This window comes from Amycolatopsis coloradensis, assembly GCF_037997115.1.
Taxonomy (GTDB): Bacteria; Actinomycetota; Actinomycetes; order Mycobacteriales; family Pseudonocardiaceae; genus Amycolatopsis; species Amycolatopsis coloradensis_A.
The window spans coordinates 6,873,094-6,892,521 of sequence record NZ_CP150484.1; the positions used below are offsets into that span (position 1 = coordinate 6,873,094).

Annotated in this window: 20 protein-coding genes and 1 pseudogene; 4 read left to right on the forward strand and 17 right to left on the reverse strand. The window is 69.9% G+C overall.

Going from position 1 to position 19,428, the window contains the following annotated elements; all coding sequences use genetic code 11:
* Positions 1-52: 52 nt before the first annotated feature.
* From LCL61_RS31875 to LCL61_RS31900, 6 genes are read right to left on the reverse strand one after another with little or no spacing between them, the layout of a single operon-like run.
* Complete coding sequence (locus LCL61_RS31875; protein ID WP_340683174.1) at positions 53-631, reverse strand: cupin; 579 nt, start codon at positions 629-631, stop codon at positions 53-55.
* Entirely contained in the window at positions 628-1,260 is a 633-nt protein-coding gene (mtnB, locus tag LCL61_RS31880; RefSeq protein ID WP_340683175.1) for a methylthioribulose 1-phosphate dehydratase, read from the reverse strand. Before mtnB ends, LCL61_RS31875 begins: the two co-directional genes overlap by 4 nt.
* Positions 1,257-1,973, reverse strand: coding sequence for an acireductone synthase (mtnC, locus tag LCL61_RS31885; RefSeq protein WP_340683176.1), 717 nt, complete (start codon positions 1,971-1,973; stop codon positions 1,257-1,259). The genes mtnB and mtnC overlap by 4 nt, the downstream gene beginning before the upstream one ends.
* Positions 1,970-2,980: a methylthioribose-1-phosphate isomerase gene (locus LCL61_RS31890; RefSeq protein ID WP_340683177.1), complete on the reverse strand. Its 1,011-nt coding sequence runs from the start codon at positions 2,978-2,980 to the stop codon at positions 1,970-1,972. Before LCL61_RS31890 ends, mtnC begins: the two co-directional genes overlap by 4 nt.
* Entirely contained in the window at positions 2,980-4,110 is a 1,131-nt protein-coding gene (locus LCL61_RS31895) for an acyl-CoA dehydrogenase family protein (protein WP_340683178.1), read from the reverse strand. Before LCL61_RS31895 ends, LCL61_RS31890 begins: the two co-directional genes overlap by 1 nt.
* On the reverse strand, positions 4,107-4,691 hold the full coding sequence (locus LCL61_RS31900; RefSeq protein WP_340683179.1) for a hypothetical protein: 585 nt from the start codon (positions 4,689-4,691) through the stop codon (positions 4,107-4,109). Before LCL61_RS31900 ends, LCL61_RS31895 begins: the two co-directional genes overlap by 4 nt.
* On the opposite strand from LCL61_RS31900, the pseudogene LCL61_RS31905 reads away from it, so the two are divergent.
* A pseudogene (locus tag LCL61_RS31905) lies at positions 4,647-4,879 on the forward strand (HNH endonuclease signature motif containing protein); the annotation flags it as partial. The gene LCL61_RS31900 and the pseudogene LCL61_RS31905 sit on opposite strands and share 45 nt — an antisense overlap.
* 243 nt (positions 4,880-5,122) lie before the next feature.
* Here LCL61_RS31905 and LCL61_RS31910 read toward each other — a convergent pair.
* The 10 genes from LCL61_RS31910 to LCL61_RS31955 form a co-directional block, all read right to left on the reverse strand.
* Positions 5,123-6,532, reverse strand: coding sequence for a replication-associated recombination protein A (locus LCL61_RS31910; RefSeq protein WP_340683180.1), 1,410 nt, complete (start codon positions 6,530-6,532; stop codon positions 5,123-5,125).
* Positions 6,533-6,575: 43 nt separating this feature from the next.
* A complete protein-coding gene (locus LCL61_RS31915) occupies positions 6,576-7,424 on the reverse strand; it encodes an SGNH/GDSL hydrolase family protein (RefSeq protein ID WP_340683181.1) in 849 nt (282 codons plus the stop codon).
* Between the two features lie 75 nt (positions 7,425-7,499).
* A complete protein-coding gene (locus tag LCL61_RS31920) occupies positions 7,500-8,687 on the reverse strand; it encodes a phosphotransferase (protein WP_340683182.1) in 1,188 nt (395 codons plus the stop codon).
* A 79-nt stretch (positions 8,688-8,766) separates the two neighbouring features.
* Complete coding sequence (locus LCL61_RS31925; protein ID WP_340683183.1) at positions 8,767-9,708, reverse strand: DUF389 domain-containing protein; 942 nt, start codon at positions 9,706-9,708, stop codon at positions 8,767-8,769.
* Complete coding sequence (gene aspS, locus LCL61_RS31930) at positions 9,708-11,480, reverse strand: aspartate--tRNA ligase (RefSeq protein WP_340683184.1); 1,773 nt, start codon at positions 11,478-11,480, stop codon at positions 9,708-9,710. Before aspS ends, LCL61_RS31925 begins: the two co-directional genes overlap by 1 nt.
* A gap of 114 nt (positions 11,481-11,594) precedes the next feature.
* Positions 11,595-12,170, reverse strand: coding sequence for an organomercurial lyase (gene merB / locus LCL61_RS31935; protein WP_340683185.1), 576 nt, complete (start codon positions 12,168-12,170; stop codon positions 11,595-11,597).
* 203 nt (positions 12,171-12,373) lie between these two features.
* Positions 12,374-14,281 (reverse strand): intein-containing Rv2578c family radical SAM protein, encoded by a 1,908-nt coding sequence (locus tag LCL61_RS31940; RefSeq protein ID WP_340683186.1) that lies wholly within the window; start codon positions 14,279-14,281, stop codon positions 12,374-12,376.
* A gap of 76 nt (positions 14,282-14,357) precedes the next feature.
* Positions 14,358-15,305 (reverse strand): sucrase ferredoxin, encoded by a 948-nt coding sequence (locus tag LCL61_RS31945; protein WP_340683187.1) that lies wholly within the window; start codon positions 15,303-15,305, stop codon positions 14,358-14,360.
* An 85-nt stretch (positions 15,306-15,390) separates the two neighbouring features.
* Positions 15,391-16,572, reverse strand: coding sequence for a cupin domain-containing protein (locus LCL61_RS31950; protein ID WP_340683188.1), 1,182 nt, complete (start codon positions 16,570-16,572; stop codon positions 15,391-15,393).
* Complete coding sequence (locus LCL61_RS31955; protein ID WP_255431246.1) at positions 16,573-16,704, reverse strand: hypothetical protein; 132 nt, start codon at positions 16,702-16,704, stop codon at positions 16,573-16,575.
* Between the two features lie 172 nt (positions 16,705-16,876).
* Between LCL61_RS31955 and crcB (LCL61_RS31960) the strand changes: the two genes are divergently transcribed.
* Positions 16,877-17,287, forward strand: a complete 411-nt coding sequence (crcB, locus tag LCL61_RS31960; RefSeq protein WP_340683189.1) for a fluoride efflux transporter CrcB — start codon at positions 16,877-16,879, stop codon at positions 17,285-17,287.
* A complete protein-coding gene (gene crcB / locus LCL61_RS31965; protein WP_340683190.1) occupies positions 17,284-17,658 on the forward strand; it encodes a fluoride efflux transporter CrcB in 375 nt (124 codons plus the stop codon). Before crcB (LCL61_RS31960) ends, crcB (LCL61_RS31965) begins: the two co-directional genes overlap by 4 nt.
* A gap of 1 nt (position 17,659) precedes the next feature.
* Here crcB (LCL61_RS31965) and LCL61_RS31970 read toward each other — a convergent pair whose 3' ends face one another.
* The gene (locus LCL61_RS31970) at positions 17,660-18,085 is read right to left on the reverse strand and encodes a MarR family winged helix-turn-helix transcriptional regulator (protein ID WP_016333033.1); all 426 of its coding nucleotides are present in this window, start codon (positions 18,083-18,085) and stop codon (positions 17,660-17,662) included.
* Between the two features lie 86 nt (positions 18,086-18,171).
* Here LCL61_RS31970 and LCL61_RS31975 point away from each other — a divergent pair, with 86 nt between their 5' ends.
* Positions 18,172-19,248, forward strand: a complete 1,077-nt coding sequence (locus LCL61_RS31975) for an NAD(P)/FAD-dependent oxidoreductase (protein ID WP_340683191.1) — start codon at positions 18,172-18,174, stop codon at positions 19,246-19,248.
* The last annotated feature ends 180 nt before the right edge of the window (positions 19,249-19,428 follow it).

Consider the following 19,428-nt stretch of genomic DNA (forward strand, 5'->3'; position numbering starts at 1 on the left):
CGCTCTTCCGATCTGGTTCTAACCGTCCTCACCACTCACGAGCCCCAAGCGCTCAGTAACGCCCGGCGGTCAACTCGTCGAACCCCGGGAAGTCCCCCGCCAGCGTGGCGCCGGTGAACTTGCCGACCCACCCGCCGTCGTCGTGGAAGAACCGGATGGACACGTAGTCGGGCCGCGTCCCCATGTCGAACCAGTGCGTGGTGTTCGCGGGCACGCTCAGCAGGTCCCCCGCCTCGCACAGCACCGCGTACACCTTGCCCCCGACGTGCAGGTAGAACACGCCGGACCCGCGCGCGAAGAAGCGGTCCTCGTCATCGTCGTGGGTGTGCTCGGCGAGGAACTTCTGCCGGGCTTCGGCGGCCTCGGCCGCCCAGCCGGGCCCGTCCGACGGGGTCATGCGGACGGCGTCCACGAACGTGTAGCCCTCGGCCGCCGAGACCTTGCCGATCGGCTCCTCGTAGGCGGCCAGCACCTGTTCGGGCGTCACTTCGCGCGGCAGATCCGGGACGAGGTCCCACCGTTCGAAGCGGACACCGAGCCGCCCGAGTTCCCCGGTGATCACGGCCGGGTCCTCGGTCCTGAGCGCGATCTCGCCGGGCCGGTCGTCCGGCCACACGGTCAGCAGGGTCATCGCACTCCCCTTTCTCCACCGACAAGTCTTGTCTCTACCCGGAACCGGAGCAACCACTCCAAACATTCCAGGCGATGACGCGCGTGGCGCAGGTCATCTCCCCACACGTAGATGCCGTGCCGCGCGACGATCACCGCCGGCGTGTCCGCCAGGAACCCCGCCTCGAACGCGTCACCGAGGACGCGCATGTCCTGACCGTTGGCGATCACCGGGATGGTCACCAGGTCGTCGTGGGCGGCGCGGCCGAAACCCTTGAGCATCTCCAGGTCACGCAGTTCGACGCCGTCCGGCCAGTGCTCGGCGGCGACCACCGGCGCGAGGGCGTGCACGTGGATCACCGCGCCCGCGCCCGACACCGCCGCGATCCGAGCGTGCAGTCCCGCCTCGGCCGACGGCACCTTGTCCGGATGCGGCTGGTCGGCGACGGCCAGCCCGTCTTCGCCGACCACCACGACGTCGTCGCTGGTCAGCTCGCCTTTGTCCCGGCCGCTGACGGTGACGGCGACCCTCAGCGGATCACGGCCGAGCACCACCGAGAGGTTGCCGGACGTGCCCCGCATCCAGCCCATTCCGGCGAACCGGGCGGACTCTTCGGCCAGCGCGCGCCCGGCGAGTTCCAGGAGACTCATCGAGGGACGACCTTCACCTCGTCGAATGTCCGGATGGTCCGGTGTGTCCCGAAATTCGCATCCCCGAACGGCTCACCGTCGCGGGCGAGGCCGACGGTCTGCCAGCCGTCGGCGGCGGCCCCGTCGAGCTCGGCCGGGACGTCGGAGAAGAACACGATGTCCCCCGGCTCGGCATCCAGCGCCGAGGCGATCGCGCGGTACGACGGCGCCTCACGTTTCGGCCCGGCGTTGACTGTGTCGAAATGCTTCTCGAACAAGCCGGTGACGTCGCCGTCGGTGGTCCGCGAGAACGACGCGATCTGCCCGGCGACCGAGCCGGAGGAGAACACCGCGAGCCGCAGGCCGGACTCGTGCCACGACCGCAGCGCCGGGGCGACGTCGCCGAAGAACTCCGTCGTGAGGTCGCCCTCGGCGTACCCGCGCTGCCAGATGAGCCCCTGCAACGTCTTCAGCGGCGCGATCTTCTGATCCGCGTCCATCCAGCCGTGCAGCACCCGCACGACGTCCACTGTGGACGCGTCCGCCGGGAGCCCGCCGAGTTCCTTGATCCGGGCCACGGCGCCGGCGACCTCGGGATCGTCCGGGTGGTCGTCGATCCACGGGCCCAGCCGCGGGCGCGCGTAGTCGTAGAGGGTCACGTGCACGTAGCCGGTGGCGGTCAGCGTGCCCTCGATGTCGAGGACCACCCATCGGGCGGTCAGCGTTGCGGTCACTGGTTCGCTTCCCCTTCTGCGTAGTACTCGCGGAGCCGTCCGGGCTCGAAGGTCCCGCGGTCGGTCACCACCGCGGTCACGAACCGCGGTGGTGTCACGTCGAAGGCCGGATAGTGCCCACGGACGCGTTCGCTCGCGACGCGGTGGCCGAGCGCGCGCAGCACCTCGTCGCCGTCGCGGTATTCGATCGGCACGTCGGCACCGGTCGGCGCCGCCTGGTCGGGCGCCTGGACCATCGCGTAGAACGGCACGCCGAACGCCTCCGCCGCCACCGCGAGCCCCAGCGTGCCGATCTTGTTGACCACATGACCGTCCATGGTGACCCGGTCGGCCGCGGTCACCAGCGCGCCGACCTCTCCGGAGGACAGCACCGCGGCGCCCATCCCGTCGGTGATCAGCCGGGTGTCGGCGCCCATCTCGGCGAGTGTCTCGGCGGTCAGCCGCGCACCCTGCAGGTACGGACGGGTTTCCGTGCACAGGAAGGAGAACTCCTTGCCCTGCCGTCGCGCGGCGAGCACGAATTCGACCAGGTAGAGGTCCGCCCAGCAATGCGTCAGCACGGTCGCCCCGCCCGGCACCAGCGCCGCCGCGTGCTCGCCGAGCGCACGGCTGCGCGACCGATACAATTCGTCACCTGCTCGCGCTCCCCTCGACGCGGCCACGATGAGGCCACCCGCCGATTTGTCCACTTCGGACAGTACGACGGCGACGGCCTTGCGCAGGTGGTTGTTGGTCTTGCGGGTCGCGATGATCCGCTTCCCCGCCCGCTCCAGGTACGCCCGCGGGTCCGCGAGCCCGGACGCCTCGCGAGCGGCGAGCACCATCGCGCCCAACGCGGCGAAATACGGCCCGGAGGACTGCGTGACCATCTCTTCGATGGCCACCGCGACCTCTTCCGAAGTCCGGCAGAGGACCCATTCCCGCTCGAACGGGAAGATCCGGCGGTCGAGGATGTGCACGCCTTCGTCGTCGAGGCGGACGCTTTCGGCGAGGATCGGCAGCGTCATCAGCTGTACCCCGAAAGGCACGGCGGGATCCCGTTGAGGAAGTGATCGCCGACCTCGCGCGCCTTGTACGTCACGGGGTCGTGCAAGGTCAGCGTGCGGGCGTTGCGCCAGAAGCGGTCGAAGCCGTACTTCGTCGCGGTGGCCCGCGCGCCGGTGAACTCGAAGACCTTGCTCGTGGTTTCGACCGCGGCCCGGCTCGCGACGATCTTCGCCGACGAGATCGTGATCGCCGCTTCGGCGCGCTCGGCGGGGGTCAGCTCGAAGCCGCGCTCGTCGGCCTCGCCGAGGGCGGCGACCGCGGCGTCGACGGCGAATCCGGCCGCCCGTGCCGTCGCGACCAGTTCGCCGTATCCGGCCAGGATGTACGGGTCCTGGGCCGCTTTGTCCACATCGGACAGTGTCCAGGGCCGCGCGGTCTCCCGCGTGTACACCGCCGCGGCGTCGAGCGCGCCTGCCGCGAGGCCGACGTACACCTGCGCGAGCATCAGCTGGAAGCCGATCGCCGCCAGGGAGATGCGGGGCACCCTCGGATCCGACTGGTCTTCCGGCTGGGCGCCGAGGACGTCGTCCTTGGCGACGTGGACGTCCTCGAACCGCACCGCGCCGCTCGCGGTGAGCCGCTGGCCGATGTTGTCCCAGTCACCGGGGAAGGTGATCCCGTCTGCCCGCGCGTCGACGACGAAGGTCAGCTTCTCGCCGTTGTCGGTCCTCGTCGCGCTGACCACCAGGCGGTCGGCGACGGCCGCGCCGGTGGCGAAGGTCTTGGTGCCCTCGACGGTGAAGCCGCCGCCGGCCGGGGTCAGGAGCAGGGCGGCGTCGAGCGGGTTGCTCACGCCCGCCCAGAACCAGCCCGGTTCGCTCGCCGCGCGCGGCCCGAACAGGCCGGTGCGCCAAAGCTGCAGGTAGTGGTAACCGAGCAGATGGCCGACCGACGCGTCCGCGGCGGAGACGATCCGGGTGGCCTCGTTCGCGGCCGCCCAGCCGGCGGTGTCGAGCAGGGGTAACAGCCCGGACTCGCGCAGGAGGCCGACTTCCCGTACCGGGAGATCTCCGGCGAGGTCCCGCTCGGCCGCGTCCGCCGCCAGGGTGCCCGCAAGCTCGAGCGCCGCTTTTCGCCACACTTCGGTCATTCCGCCCCTTCCACGTCGATGAGAGCGTCCAGCGCCACGCGAGTCGCCCTCGCCACCCCGGCGGCCACGACGTCGCGATGCGGGTCGTAGTCCGACGGGTCGGGGTGCTCGGGCCGCGCGTCGCCGTCGATCACGAGCACACCACCGGCCCGCAGGCCGCGCAATGCCGCGAACACCGGCAACGTGGAGAGTTCCATCTCAATGGCGATCACCCGCGCGGCGAGGTACTCGGTCATCGGGAGGGTGAACACCAGCGGGCTGAACGCGGCCCGCGTCCACACCATGCCCCGGTGCGCCTCCGGGGTGGCGAACGCCGGGTACTCCGGGTGGATCAGCTGCTGGGTGACGCCGTCATCGCCGCAGGAACGTGCGGACGCCCGCCTCGGCCAGCTCACCGAGCTGGCACAACGCGCCAGGCCGCCGACGCCGTGCGACGACCGGGGACACCCTTCCACGTGCCGGTGTAGCTGCGGGGTCAGCACGGCGGTGGGTTCGTCGAGGATCAGGACGCCGGCCTCGCGGTACAGCAGTTTGAGGCCTTCCCCGGCTGCCATCGCAAGCCCAAGAATTGCCACGCTCATCACATTGGGCAGACGGCGGACCCACAGACTTCCGAAACCTCGTGCTGCTCTGCGGCTTCCACCACCGCCTGATCCACCACGGCGACTGGGAAGTCCGCACGGCCGCCGACGGATTACCGGAGTTCATCCCGCCCCAATACCGAGATGCGCTCCGACAACCCCGCCGCAACACCCTCCACCACCACTGACCCCGAGGAGCCCGCCAGCCACACCGGCGACGGGNCTCGATGAAGGACGCGCGGACGCCGGTGCTGATCATGATCGTGCCCCTTCCTTGCGTCTAGCGCAAGGAAGGGGGCCTTCACTACTCGGCAGCGCCGTCATGGATCGAACCTGGGAACCACCTGGCGGAACCCGCGTGACCGGACCGATCACGACCGAAGGACCGGCGCTCGCGTCCCGGCTGGAAGCCGGCATCGCTCGAATGCGGACTAACGCTCACCCCGGATCGTGCGCCGCAGCTTCGGCACCCGCTCGTACAACGTCCGCTCCACCCCTCGCTGCGTCGGCTCGTAGTAGTCCCGCCCCACCAGCTCGTCCGGCGGGTACTGTTGCGCCAGAACACCTTCCTGCACGTTGTGCGGATACCGGTATCCCTTCGCGTTGCCGAGTTTCTCCGCTCCCGCGTAGTGCCCGTCCCGCAGATGCGGCGGCACCGTCCCGATCCGCCCGGACCGGACGTCGCTGAGCGCGGCGTCGATGCCGGTGATGACGGCGTTCGACTTCGGTGCCGTCGCCAGGTGCACGGTCGCCTGCGCGAGCGCGAGACGGCCTTCCGGCATACCGATGAACTGCACGGCGTGCGCCGCCGCGACGGCCGACTGCAACGCCGTCGGATCGGCCATGCCGATGTCCTCGCTCGCGTGCACCACCAGCCGCCGGGCCAGGAACCGCGGGTCCTCCCCCGCCTCGATCATCCGCGCAAGGTAATGCAGCGCGGCGTCCACATCGGACCCTCGGATCGATTTGATGAACGCGCTGATGACGTCGTAGTGCTGATCGCCGTCGCGGTCGTAGCGCACCGCCGCCTTGTCCACTGTGGACTCGACGATGGCGAGGTCGATCGTCTTGGCCTCGGTCGCGCTCGCCGCGTCCGCGGCCGCCTCCAGCGCGGTGAGCGCGCGCCGCGCGTCGCCGGAGGCCAGCCGCACCAGATGTTCCCGCGCGTCTTCGGTCAGGGTGAGTTCGCCGCCGAGGCCGCGTTCGTCGGCCAAGGCACGCTCGATCAGCGCGACGATGTCGGCGTCGGTCAGCGGCCGCAACTGCAGCACCAGCGACCGCGAAAGCAGCGGCGAGACGACGGAGAACGACGGGTTCTCCGTCGTGGCAGCCACCAGCAGCACCGTCCGGTCCTCGACGGCGCCGAGCAGGGCGTCCTGCTGGGTCTTGGAGAACCGGTGGACCTCGTCGATGAACAGCACCGTGTTCTCGGCGTTATATCGAAGCCTCCGCTGTGCCTCCTGAATGACCCCGCGCACCTCCTTCACCCCCGCCGACAACGCCGACATCGCCACGAACCGGCGGCCGGTCGCGGCCGAGACGAGGTTCGCCAACGTGGTCTTGCCCGTCCCCGGCGGACCGTAGAGCAGCACGGAAGCGGGAGCCGCGCCTTCGACGAGCCGCCGCAGCGGCGCCCCCTCCCGCAGCAGGTGCTGCTGGCCGACGACCTCGTCGAGCGAACGCGGCCTCATCCGCACCGCCAGCGGTGAGCCCGCCGGGACGGCGGTGTTTTTCCCGCCCCCCTCTCCGAGGGACCCACCCCCCTTGGTCTCCCTCGGCTCGGCCGGCTCCGGCGGCGGCCCGAGATCGGGGTTCACGGTGAAGAGTTCGTCCTGTGCCACGATGTCGACGGTAGCCGTACCCACCGACGGTTCCGGCCACCGGTCAGCGCAGCCGCTCCCGGAACGAATGCCACATGATCACGGCCGCGTACGGCACGAACTCCCGGCCGCGCCGCCACACCCACGGGACGCCCTTCAGCACCAGCCAGCCGACGTGCCCGGCGGTACTCGGCTCCACGCCTCCCGAGCAGGTCAGGCTGACCGGCCGCGGCACCGCGAACCCGGCCTCGGCGAGCCGTTCGGTGAACCCGGTCGCCAGCATCCGGTGCCCGAGTTCCGACGGGTGCAGCCGGTCGACGCTCCACGCGGTGAGGTCGTAGGCGCCCGGCAGCAGTTCGAGGTCGAGACACGGCACGCTCTCGCGTTCGACGACCCCGTCGATGGCGGCGTTCAGCTCGGCCACCCGCTGGCTCAACGCCCGCCGCAGCGACTGCGGGAGGCGGAACACCTTGCCGTGGTCGTGGTAGCGCACCGGGACCACGGTCGTGCCGACGGCGGCCAGCGCACGGATCACCTCGGTGAGGTCCGCGGCGATCTTCTCGGCGCTGAAATCGGGGCGCAGCGTGTCGTTCATCCCCGCCACCACCAGCGCGACGTCCGGCCGGTGCGCCACGGCCGCGGGAAGCTGCTTCGTCAGCACACAGCCCATGCGGGCACCGGTGAACGACGGGTTCAGGTAGCCGTCCGGCTCGACACCCAGCGCCTCGGCGACGAGCGGGCCGACCCCGCGCCAGCCGCCTCGGTCCGGCAGCGGGTCGCCAAGGCCCACGGCCGTGGAATCGCCGAGAACGACCAGTCTGCGCGCGGACCTCGGAACGGCGGGCGCGGGAGGAAGGAGAGGTTCGGGACTCGGAGTGACTTCGACACTGATCACGGTCACGGTAGCCACCATCGGCCACGCAGACTCACCCGTGGTGATGCCTGGGTAACGCGGCGAGGACGGTCGAGCGAAAAGTCCGTGCGGTGGCTAGCGGAACGCCGGATAGAACGCGAGATCCGCGTGCGGCCCCAGCCGCGCGCCGAGCGCCGCGGCGACCCGGGTGGCGTGCTCGGAGATGTGGGTCAGGCGAGCACGCAGCGAATGTTTGGCCAGTTCCCGCCACCAGGTCACCAGCGCAGCCTCCCGGCTGATCGGCGTGGCGTGCCGGTCCAGGTCCAGCTCCGGCAGGATCTCCCAGGTGATGACCCACAGCAGCAGCAGCTGACCGTCCATCAGGTGCTCGGCCAGCGCGTCTTCGTCCGCGAGCGCGGGCCAGACCGAGACGACCTCGGCCCGCCAGGCCGCGATCATCGCCTCGCTCATCCCCGGCGGCAGCGCCAGCGCGTCCTCACTCGACGCGAACGGGAGCCGCAGGTACGCCGCGTCCATCAAAGTGCTGCGCACCCGGCCGCGTTCGAAGTCGAGGAACCGCACTCCTCCGCTGGTCACGAGGTTGTTGTCCGGGCTGAGATCCACGGGGCTGAACGCCCGGTACGACGGCGAACCCGCTCGCTCGGCGACCTCCATGACCCGCTGTTGCACCGGCTCCGGCGTCTCGACGTCGAGCAGTTCCTCCAGGAGGCCGGGCAGTTGCGCGCAGACCGCGGGCAGCGGCGCGTCCTCGTTCTTGACCGGGCCGCCGAGACGGCGCAGCAGCGCGTTGAAATCGGGTTCGCGGCTCGCCGTGCTCGCGTGCAGCCTGCCCAGCGACCGGGCCCAGGACAGCAGCGCGCGTTCGGCGCCGCGCGCGTCACGCGCGTGGAGCTTGTCGTGCAGCGTCGGGACGCCGCCGAGGTCCTCGATCACCAGGACGCGGTCCCGGCCGTCGTGGGCCAGCAGCTCCGGGCACATGCGGTCCTCCGGCGCGAGCGCGGTGAACAGCTGGTAGCTGACCGCCTCCTGCGCGAACGGGTCGGGCCGTCCCGGTTCGGGTTGGTCGGGGTAGTGCTTGATGACCAGCGTGCGTGGCAGCGCGAACGGCGACGACGCCACCCGCGCCCGCACGACCGTGGCCGGGCCACTGCCGGCGAGGTCTTCGGGGGCGACGAGGGTGATCGCGCTGCCGAATCGGCGTGAGAGGACCGACTCGCCGGCGGCGAGTGCGGCCGCGACGGCGAGGGTTTCGGCTCCAGCTCCGACGGTCGAATCGTCGGCAGAGGAGGTATCGACTGTCATTGCCACCGACCCTACTCGTGACTGAGCAACCATGACCACTGAGATCCGGGCAATCGCGCGCACTGGCGCGATCTGGGACTCATCCGCGTGAAAGCGGACGTTCCGTCACCCTCGATCGTTGCCCACGACGGCGCAATGTCAGCACAATGGCCGCAGCTGCAACGATTCCGATGAGATTGACCAGCAGCTGACCGGCCGAATAAAGGCACCGTTCCCACTGACCGGCAACCGCCGCGACCACCGCGTAACCCGCCGCGGGCACCGTCGTCACCGAGATGAACACGCCGACGAGCGCGGCGGATTTGGCCGAAGTCATGGAAAGCATCCCGGCCGCGCCGGCGAGCAGCGCGACGATGAGCGACGCGACTCCGACCTTGTAGACGAAATCCACCTCGTGGTTCTCGGCGAGCTTGCTCACTTCGAGCACGCCGGTGGCACCACCCACCAGTACCACACCGAGCGTGATGACCATCGCGATCGGAAAGCCGCCTAGCAACGCGATTCCGCCCTGCTTCACGAGGTCTTTCCGGCGCAGCACCAGACCGACTGCGATCGCCGCCAGCGGTCCGAATTCCGGCCCCACCACCATCGCGCCGACGATGGTGACCGCCGAGTTCGTGATGACACCGACCGCCGCCAACAAGCACGCGATGGTCAGGAACGCCTGAAATGTCCAGGTGAGGCGCGACTCCTCGCCGGTGCGGCCGACGAGTTCCTGCCACACCACCGCGTCCGCGGCCTCGCCCGGCGCGGCCTCCTCCGCCTTGTCGGCGGCGTCGGAGACCGCGGTGTCCAGGGCTTCCAGCGTGATCCCGCCGGTGTGGTCGAGGTCGAGCCCGCACAGCGACTCGACGATCTCGTCGGTCGCCTCGCGCGCGATGTCCGCCTCGATCAGGTCGCCCTCGGGCGCGACCGCCACTCCGCGATGCACCACGAGGTGCGCCGTCCCGGCGTGTGCCCGCAGGATCCGGATCGCTTCTTCGGTCCGGTCCGGCGGGCACACGGCCCTGAGGTGGAGCATCAGTTCTTCACGGGCGGCGCGGGCTTGGCGTCGATGCCCGCCTCCTTGCGCTGCTCCGCGGTGATCGGCGCGGGAGCCGCGGTCAGCGGGTCGAACCCGCCGCCGGTCTTCGGGAACGCGATCACGTCACGCAGCGACTCGGCCTTGGCCAGCAGCATGACGATCCGGTCCCAGCCGAACGCGATCCCGCCGTGCGGCGGCGGGCCGAAGGCGAAGGCGTCGAGCAGGAAGCCGAACTTCTCCTGCGCCTCCTCCTCGGACAGGCCCATCAGCTCGAAGACCTGCTTCTGCAGCTCCTGCTGGTGGATACGGATCGAACCGCCGCCGATCTCGTTGCCGTTGCAGACGATGTCGTAGGCGTAGGCCAGCGCGTTGCCGGGGTCGTCGGCGAGTTTGCCGATCCACTCCGGGGTCGGCGAGGTGAAGGCGTGGTGCAGGGCCTTCCACTTGCCGCCGCCGACCGCGACGTCGTCGGACTCCTCGGCCGAGATGAACATCGGGAAGTCGACGACCCAGACGAACGACCAGGCGTTCTCGTCGATCAGGCCGAGACGGCTGCCGATCTCCAGCCGGGTGGCGCCCAGCAGCGCACGCGCGTCGGCGGGCTTGCCCGCGGCGAAGAAGACGCAGTCGCCAGGCTTGGCGCCGACGGCTTCGGCGACCGTCTCGCGCTCCTTCTCCGACAGGTTCTTCGCGACCGGCCCGCCGAGCGTGCCGTCCTCGTTGACCAGGATGTAGGCGAGACCGCGGTGGCCGCGCTGCTTGGCGAAGTCCTGCCAGGCGTCGAGGGTGCGGCGCGGCTGGTCGGCCCCGCCCGCCATCACGACGGCGCCGACGTACGGTGCCTGGAACACGCGGAACGGGGTGTCGGCGAAGAACGCCGTCATGTCGGTGAGTTCGAGGTCGAAGCGCAGGTCCGGCTTGTCCGAACCGTACTTCTCCATCGCCTCGGCGTAGGTGATGCGCCGGAACGGCCGGGGGATGTCGGCGCCGATCAGCTTCCACAGCGCCGTCACGATGTCCTCGCCGAGTGCGATGACGTCGTCTTGCTCGACGAAGCTCATCTCGATGTCGAGCTGGGTGAACTCCGGCTGCCGGTCGGCGCGGAAGTCCTCGTCCCGGTAGCAGCGCGCGATCTGGTAGTACCGCTCGAGACCGCCGACCATGAGCAGCTGCTTGAACAGCTGCGGCGACTGCGGGAGCGCGTACCACGAGCCGGGCTTGAGCCGGGCGGGGACCACGAAGTCGCGGGCGCCCTCAGGGGTGGAGCGGGTCATGGTCGGGGTCTCGACCTCGACGAACTCCTGCGCGTGCAGCACCTCGCGGGCCGCGCGGTTCACCTCGCTGCGCAGGCGCATCGCGGCCGCGGGGCCGCTGCGGCGCAGGTCGAGGTAACGGTGCTTGAGCCGCACCTCCTCGCCGACGTCGACCCGGTCGTCGATCGGGAACGGCAGCACCGCGGCCTCGGACAGCACTTCGAGCTCGGTGGCCAGCACCTCGATCTCGCCGGTGGGGATCTCGGTGTTGGCGTTGCCCTCCGGCCGCTTCGAGACCTCGCCGACGATGCGGACGCAGTACTCGGAGCGCAGCTGGTGGGCGCGCTCGGCCATCTCGCCCTCGCGGAAGACGACCTGGCTCACGCCGCTGGCGTCGCGCAGATCGATGAAGATGACGCCGCCGTGATCGCGCCGCCGGGCCACCCATCCGGTGAGGGTGACCGTCTGACCGGCGTGCTCGGCACGCAAGGTGCCGGCTTTGTGGGTGCGAAGCACTGCGGGTGCTCTCCTTCGGCATCACGATTCTGCGATTCGACGGCTTTTCGCCGACGTCAAAGGCTAACGAATCGCCCCGGATGCCTCGCGACCAGGTACAAACCCGGCGTTTCGTCAGATCGTCGGCCAGGCCTCCAGCGCCGCGACCATCCGCCGGGTGTGCGCCAGGTAGTCCGGCACGGACAGGACCCGGCCGTCGATGTTCTCCAGCAGCCAGCCCGAGGCCGCCTCCTTCGACGCGAAGAACTGCGTGCAGACCAGGGCCTCGACGTAGTCCTGGCCGAGGGCGAGGTCGATACCGGACAACCGCGACGCGGCGACCACGGCCTGCGGCGGGTCGACGCTCAAGACCCTTTCCCTGGTGAAGTGAACCCGGACGCGGGCCCCGGTCGCCGGGCAGACCGCGTCCGCGTGCACGGGTTCACCGGTGGCGACGGCCAGGAGGAACAAGTCGACGCGGTACCGGTCGGAGCCCGCGCGGTCGGCCGGGCGCGAGCCACGGTCCATCACGACCAGGCCGTCGCGGATGGCGAAACCCATCAGGTCCATCAGCCGGTGGGCTTCGGCGGGGTCCATGCCGACGGTCGCGGCGAGTCTTCCGATGGCGATGGGGTGTCTGCCCGCCCTGGTCAGCTTGGTCGCGGCCCAGGCGATGCGGACAGCGGCGGTGCGATCCGTACGGGTGGTCAACAGGCACCTCCTCGCCTTCCTCCCGTTGAGATTAAGCACGAAAGGGTTTTCCGCCAAGTCACTGCGCCGAACGGCCGAATGCGTTGTGCGGTAAGAAAATTCACAGTGCGCATCGAGCAACGGGAAGGCGTTCTTCCCGATTGCGCGGACGGGACACACTTTCGGCCGCACGAGGCGAAAGTGGCGGCTCCCGACTGGCCGCTTCACAACAGTTTGAGCTGCTCGGCAGGTGGCACCACCGCCTCCTCCGAACGTTGCACGGGCATCGTCACCTGCATTCGTTCCCCGTCGTCCGCACGGGAACCGAAACCGTGACGGCGCAACAACGGGCCGACGCGGGCACCCAGCCGCTCCCGATAGGGCTTCGGAAGATAGGCGCCGCGCGAGTACAGCTCGCGGTATTTCGGCACGAGCTCCGGATGTTCCCGGCCGAGCCAGCGCGCGAACCATTCCCGCGCGCCCGGCCGCAGGTGCAACGGGAGGACGGTGACCCGCGTGGCGCCGGCCTCGGCCAGCCGCGAGAACAAGGCGTCGAGCGCCTCCACCGAATCGGTCAGGTACGGCAGCACCGGCGCGACCAGCACCGAACACGGCAGGCCCGCGTCCCGTGCCTTGCTGATCAGGTCGAGCCTCGCCCGCGGGCTCGGCGTCCCCGGGTCGAGGCGGCGCCGCAGGTCTTCGTCGAGCAGCGCGAGCGAGATCGCCAGCCCGGCGGGCACGTCCTTCGACACCGACTCCAGCAGCGGCAGATCCCTGGCCAGCACGGTCCCCTTGGTGAGGATCGACAAGGGCGTGCCCGAATCGGCCAGCGCGGTGATGATGCGCGGCATCAGCTTGTACCGGCCTTCGGCGCGCTGGTAGGGATCGGTGTTGGTGCCCATCGCGACGTGCTCGCGTGTCCAGCTCGGCCTCCGCAGTTGCGCGGCCAGCACTTCGGGCGCGTTGACCTTCACGATCACCTGCGTGTCGAAGTCCCGCCCGGCGTCGAAATCCAGGTACGTGTGGGTGTTCCGGGCGAAGCAGTTGTGCGTGACCATGCCGTCGGCGATGAAGTCGCCGGTGCCGGTGGTGATGTCGAACAACGGCAGCTCGATGCCCAGCGGTTCGATGGACGTCACCTTCCGCCTCGTCCGGCCGATCGCGAGGCCGTCGAGCGACCGTTTCCAGCCGACGGCGGGATCGGCGAGGTGGAAGAACCGCACCTCCTCCGACGGCCCGCCGAGGAGCTGCACCGTCCACAGCGGACGGAACTTGACGTTTTCTGTTCTCACGTAACGGAAGCCGAAGTTGCCCAGCGCGGCGCAGAAGGTCGAGACTATGTCCTGCTCGTCATGCGTGACGCGCAGCGCTCCGTGCCGGTAACTACCGGCGAGATCGAACAATCCGGCGAGGAATCCGCGCTGCCAATGGGAATCCGGCGAGGGTGGAACCTGCACGAAGCCGACCGACGCGCCGAAATCGGGCAGGTACCCGAGCGCGCGATCCGCGGCGTCCTTCTCGGTCGAGAACCCGCCGGAGCGCAGCATCCCGCACAGGTATCCGGCGCGATAGCCGAGGGTGTCGTCCGGGGTGCGGGCGAGTTTCCCGACACCGACGAGTTCGGTGCCGCCGACCAGATGCGGCCGCTGCGCGGCGCCGAAACGGGTGCCGGTGACGTGTTTCCACCCGCGCCCGGTCAGGAACCGGTGATCGCCACTGGCCACGATGGACGTTCCGTCGTCGAGGGTCAGGCGGTACGCCGGCTTCAGCGTCGACCAGTGCGCGAGCACCTTCGTCGGCACCAGGCGGCGACCCGCGCCGCGCCCGCGCGTCCCGTAGATCGCATCGCCGGGAGCGAGCTCCGCCAGCGCCTTGGTCCGGCCATCGGCCATCAGGACCGGCGTGGCGCCTTCGAGGCAGTACGTGCACGCGTGAGAGCAACCGCGATACGGATTCACCGTCCATCCGAACGGGACACCCGATCCGTCGGGCACCTTGTTCAGCACGGATTTGGCGTGCACCTCATGGAAGGTGACGCCGTCGAACTCGGGCGTGCGCACCGTGCGCAGCAACCCGTCCAATCCGGGCAGGACCGGCTCGCCGCCGTCCGCCCGCTGTCGATCCCATCGCACCCGGCCAGTCGAACACATGTTCTAGACGAGTGTCAAACATATGTTCGAACACGGGTGATCTTCGCGGCATTTCGCGCTAGAGCTTCGTGATCTCTTCGGTCACGTACCCGGCGGGCTGGATCAGCCCCGCGCACCGGCTGTCCCCGCGCGGCGTCGCCGACCGGCGGCGCACCGTCACCGCGTAGAAGTCCTCGCCACCGCGCACGGTGACGACCCGCGCGTCCGATTCGAGCAGCGGCTCCTCCTGGACGGCGAGCACGTCGTCGAGACCGGACAGGTCCAGTTGCCGCCGGAGCGCGATCTCCGCGAACTGCGTCCACGCCGTCCGGGCGGATGTCCGGCCACGAAGCCGCTCCGGCTCGACCTGACCACGCAGGGCGGACTTGGCGACCAGCGCCGCTTCGGCCGGGTTGAGCTGGCCGTGCAGGAAACCGTCGGGGACCACCAGGAGATTGCCCGCCCAGCGGTCGCCGCCGACGTGGCTGACCTCCCAGGCCCGGCCGGGATGGTTGGTGTTGAGCGTCGAAGCCAGTGGGCGGCCGAGCACCGCGCAGCACATGTCCTTGGTGCCGTGCGTGCAGACCAGGAACAGCGGCCCGTCCACTCGCGTGCCGAGCCCGCCCATGCCTTCCGCGACCGCTTCGAGGTCCAGCTCGGCCAGCTCGCCGAGGTCGCGGATCTCCAGCCGCTCCAGCCAGCGGTTGCCCGGCTCGCCTCCGCCGACGTACACGGAACGGGGGCGATCCGGGTCGCGACGATGTTTGCCGGGGCGCCGGATCAGCAGCGGGCGGAGGCCGTGGGACCGTCTCAGGTTTTCGAGCAGCTCACGGCGCTCGGCGGGGAAGGCCTCGTCGAGGACGTTTTCCAGCGCGTCCGCAGGCCAAGGACCCGGCTGCTCGATGAGCAGCCAGCAGCGCATGTCCGCCGCGGTGCCGGCGGGGCTCGCGCCCAGCATGCGCGCGACGGTGGCGCAGCCCGGCAACGCGGCGGGCGGCGCTGAGGTGTCCGAGAGCTGAGCGGTCATCGGCTGACCACTCCGGACTTCACCTTAGGCATGCCTTAGCTTACCCCGCCCGGCCTCCCTTCACACTTCCCGTCCCCTGTGACTTTCAGCCGATCGAGAGCAGCCCCTGCGTGGTGAGCTCGCCGAGGAACGCCCGCACCGTCCCCCGATCGAGTTCGGACAGCTCGGTGAGTCGCTTGACCGCCTGCGGCGTTCCGTCGAGCAGCGCCTTCAGCAACGGGGCCGCGGCCCCCGCGAAGACGAACCGTTTGCCGTCCGCGAGCAGGGTCACCCGGCCGTCGGCCTCTTCGAGTACCGCCCTCGGGACGAGGAACCGGACCTCGGTCTCGTCACCGTCCGGCAGCAGGCCGGGGGTCGCCGCCCACGGCAGCCCGACCCGCGGATGCGCCGGGGCCGCCGAGTCACGTTCGGCGAGGAACCTGTCGACGACGTCGCCGGTCAGCGTGGCTTCCAGTTCCACCCGCAGCGCCGCGGCACGGGCCGCCCGCTCCTCGTCCGTCCCGAACCTCGGGAGGTCCTGGCGGAACACGGTGCTCGCCCGGAGCTTGTCGGCGAGCCAGGACACCAGGTCGATCCCGGTGGCCGGGCTGAACCCGAGCGTGAGGTGCAGCGACATCTCCCCCACCGCGGTGACGTCGTGCCAGTGCCCGCGCGGGACGTAGAGGACGTCGCCGTCTTCGAGGATGAAGTCGTCGATCGGCTCACCGGGCCGCTCGGGCTGCTCGACGTCGCGATGCAGCGGAGCGGGCCTGGTCGGGCCGTGCATCCGCCAGCGTTTGCGGCCGGCGACCTGGATGATGAAGGCGTCGTGGTCGTCCCAGTGCACGTCGAAACCATGGGTCACGCCCCAGCCCGCGTACAGGTTGACCTGGACGCTCTCGCGGAGGTCGTGTTCGAGACTCCTGGCGAGATCGCCGATCGGATCGCTGAGTTCCTGGATGGCGTCGAGCACCATCGTCGCGCCGCCGCGGAGGTGCTCGGTGAACGGAGCGGCCCGCAGGCGGGGGACGGTGCCACTGCGGCGGGTGGGGACGAGATCGGTGTAGCTCTCCATGGGCACCGGGGTGCCGTCGAGCGCGAGGCGCAGCCGCGGGAACTCCAGGCGGTGCTGGCGGAGCATCGCGTTCAGCGCCGGCCACGGCAGCAGGTCGGCGAACCGGCCCGCGCGGCCTTCGAAACGGCGATAGGTCTCGCCCTGGACCTCTTGGAAGAACTGGCTGACCCCGAGCGGAGCCACGAGGTCAGCCAGCGTCGGCGTTTCGGGCACTCAGCCGTCGTTGCCGTCGTTGTCGGCGGCCGCGCCATTGGCCTTCCCGCGGTCGACCGCCGTCGGGATCATCTCGACCTCCAGCAGCAAACCGCTGTCGGGAGCCTGCGTACCTGACTGTTCCTGTGCCATCCTGCCACCTTTTTCTCAGACGAGCGGACGGACCGAAAATCGGTCTGGAGCGCCGCCCAGCCTACGACACGTTTCGAGAAAATTCACTGTCCAGCAGGGAAAAACGGCCTAGCGAGCGATCTTCGACACCGTGGCGCCGGTTCACCCGGACAGCGGTTCTAAGCTGCCATCCATGGCTGATCCGGCATCCGTCCCCCGCCCGCGCTGGGACGTGCTCGCGGCCGTCGGCGCCGGTGGCGCGCTGGGCAGCCTTGCCCGCTACGGACTGTCGGTCGCGATCCCCCATCCCCGGGGTCAGTTCGCGTTTTCCACCTTTGCCACCAACGTTTCCGGCTGCCTGCTGATCGGCGTCCTGATGGCGTCGCTGACCGCCGCGGCCGAGCCGCACAGGTTGCTCCGGCCGTTCCTCGGGGTCGGGATCCTGGGCGGTTACACGACGTTTTCGACCTACGCGACGGACACGCTCGATCTCGTGACGGCCGGGCGCCCGTTCACCGGGTTGGCCTACGCGTTCGGAACGGTGGCCGCGGCGCTGGTAGCCGTCTACGCCGGGCACGAGATCACCCGTGCGGTGAAGAAATGACCCTCCTTTTCGTCGCGCTCGGCGGCGGTTTCGGCGCGATCGTCCGTTTCCTGACCGATCTCCGGCTGCGCGCGTGGCGGGGCGTCGCCTTCCCGTGGGGCACGCTGGCGGTCAACATCGCGGGCTCGTCGCTCCTCGGCGTCCTGACCGGCTGGGCACTGCACGGCGGCCAGCCGGACGGCGTCCGCTCACTGCTGGCCGTCGGGTTCTGCGGCGGGCTCTCCACGTTTTCGACGTTCGGGTACGAAACCCTGCGCCTGTTCACCGAGAAGACGCGAGCACGCGCCGTGGTGAACGCAGTCGCCACGATGGCCGCCGGGATCGGCGCCGCGGCGGCCGGGCTGCTGCTCGCCGTCGCGATCTGGCACTGAATCAGTCTTCGGGCGCCATCCGCCACGCCGCGGCCGCGATCGCCTCGCGCTGTTCGGCCGGGAGGTCCGCCGCCATCTCCTCCAGCTTTTCGACGACGCCTTCGTGAGCGGCGTTCGCGAGCCGGAGCCCCTCTTCCGTCAGCGTGATCTTCAACGCGCGGCGATCGCAGGAATCCGCGACCCGCTCGACGAGCGCACGCCGCTGCACGCGGTCCACCAGCCCGGTGACGCTGGACTTCTCCAGGTTCAGCATCTTGCCGAGGTCGGTCATCCCGACGCCCGTCTCCCCCTGCGCCAGCACGCAGAGCAGCTGGGCCTGCTGCGGCGTGAGGTCGTGGGACCGGCCGACGTCGATGAAAGCCCGCTGCACCAGATGCGAGAGCCGCACGAGCGCCGTCGCGAATCCGAGGTCTTCGGCCGTGGTCATGAGCGCAGTCTACTTGACGATCGTTGGTACTGCGAACTACTGTAGTTCGCAGTACCAACATTACGCACTACGAACTAGGGGATCTCATGACCACGACCGTGGCCGTCATCGGCGGGGGATACGGCGGCACGACCGTCGCCAAGGAGCTGGACTCGTTCACCGACGTCGTGCTCGTCGAGCCGCGCGAAGACTTCGTCCACCACGTCGCCGCCTTGCGGGGGCTCGTCGATCCCGAGTGGACGGATCGGCTCTTCTACCCGTACGCCCGGCTTCTCGAGCGGGGACGGGTGCTCCGCGACCGCGCGGTGAGCGTGGACCAGGACGGCGTCACGCTCGCTTCGGGTGAACGGCTCACGCCGGACTACGTCGTACTGGCGACCGGTTCGGCGTACCCGTTCCCGGCGAAGATCGATTTCCACGACAGCGCTTCGGCGAAGGCGAAGATCCGTGCCACCCGGGAGGAACTCGCGGGCGCGGAGAAGGTGCTGCTGCTCGGCGCGGGCCCGGTGGGCCTCGAACTGGCGGGCGAGATCAAGGCGGTGTGGCCGGAGAAGCCCGTGACGATCGTCGACCCGGCGAAGGAGATCTTGCCCGGTTTCCCGGAGGACTTCCGCGCGGAGATCCGCCGCCAGCTCGACGGACTGGGCGTCGAACTCCTGCTCGGCACCTCGCTCACCGAGCCGCCGGTCTCGGAACCCGGGCAGGCCAAGACGTTCACCTCGGGGCTCAGCGGCGGCGGCGAGGTGACCGCCGACCTGTGGTTCCAGTGCTACGGCGGCGCGCCGCACACCGCGTACCTCGACGGCGAACTGGCCGCCGCGCGGCAGGCGAACGGGCAGGTGGAGGTGACTCCCGAACTGCGTCTGCCGGGACAGCCCGGCGTGTTCGCGCTCGGCGACATCACCGCGTTGCCGGAGGGGAAGCTGGCGAAGGTGGCCGGTGACCACGCCGAGGTCGTCGTGGCCAACATCCGGGCACTGATCGAAGGCGGCGAGCTGCGCGCGCATACGCCGGGCGGGCCGATGATCTCGTTGCCGCTCGGGCCTTCCGGGGGCGCGACCTACGCCGAGGAGGTCGGGATCCTGGACGCGGCGACCACTTCGGAGATCAAGGGGTCGCACATGATGGTGTCCAGGTACGAGGAGATGTTCGGGAAGGCATAGGGGCTCGTGAGTGGTAAGGACGGTTATTGAGGAGTAAGGCAAACGTGTCGTGCTAGTGGGCGGGGTCGGTGGCGGGGTGAAGGCTCCCTTCGTCGCGTCTGATGCGGTGATGGGAGCCTTCGGCCCTGGTCGTGCGCTGGTCGTGAGTGGCGTTTCGGCTTAGAACCCGAAACGCCAGAT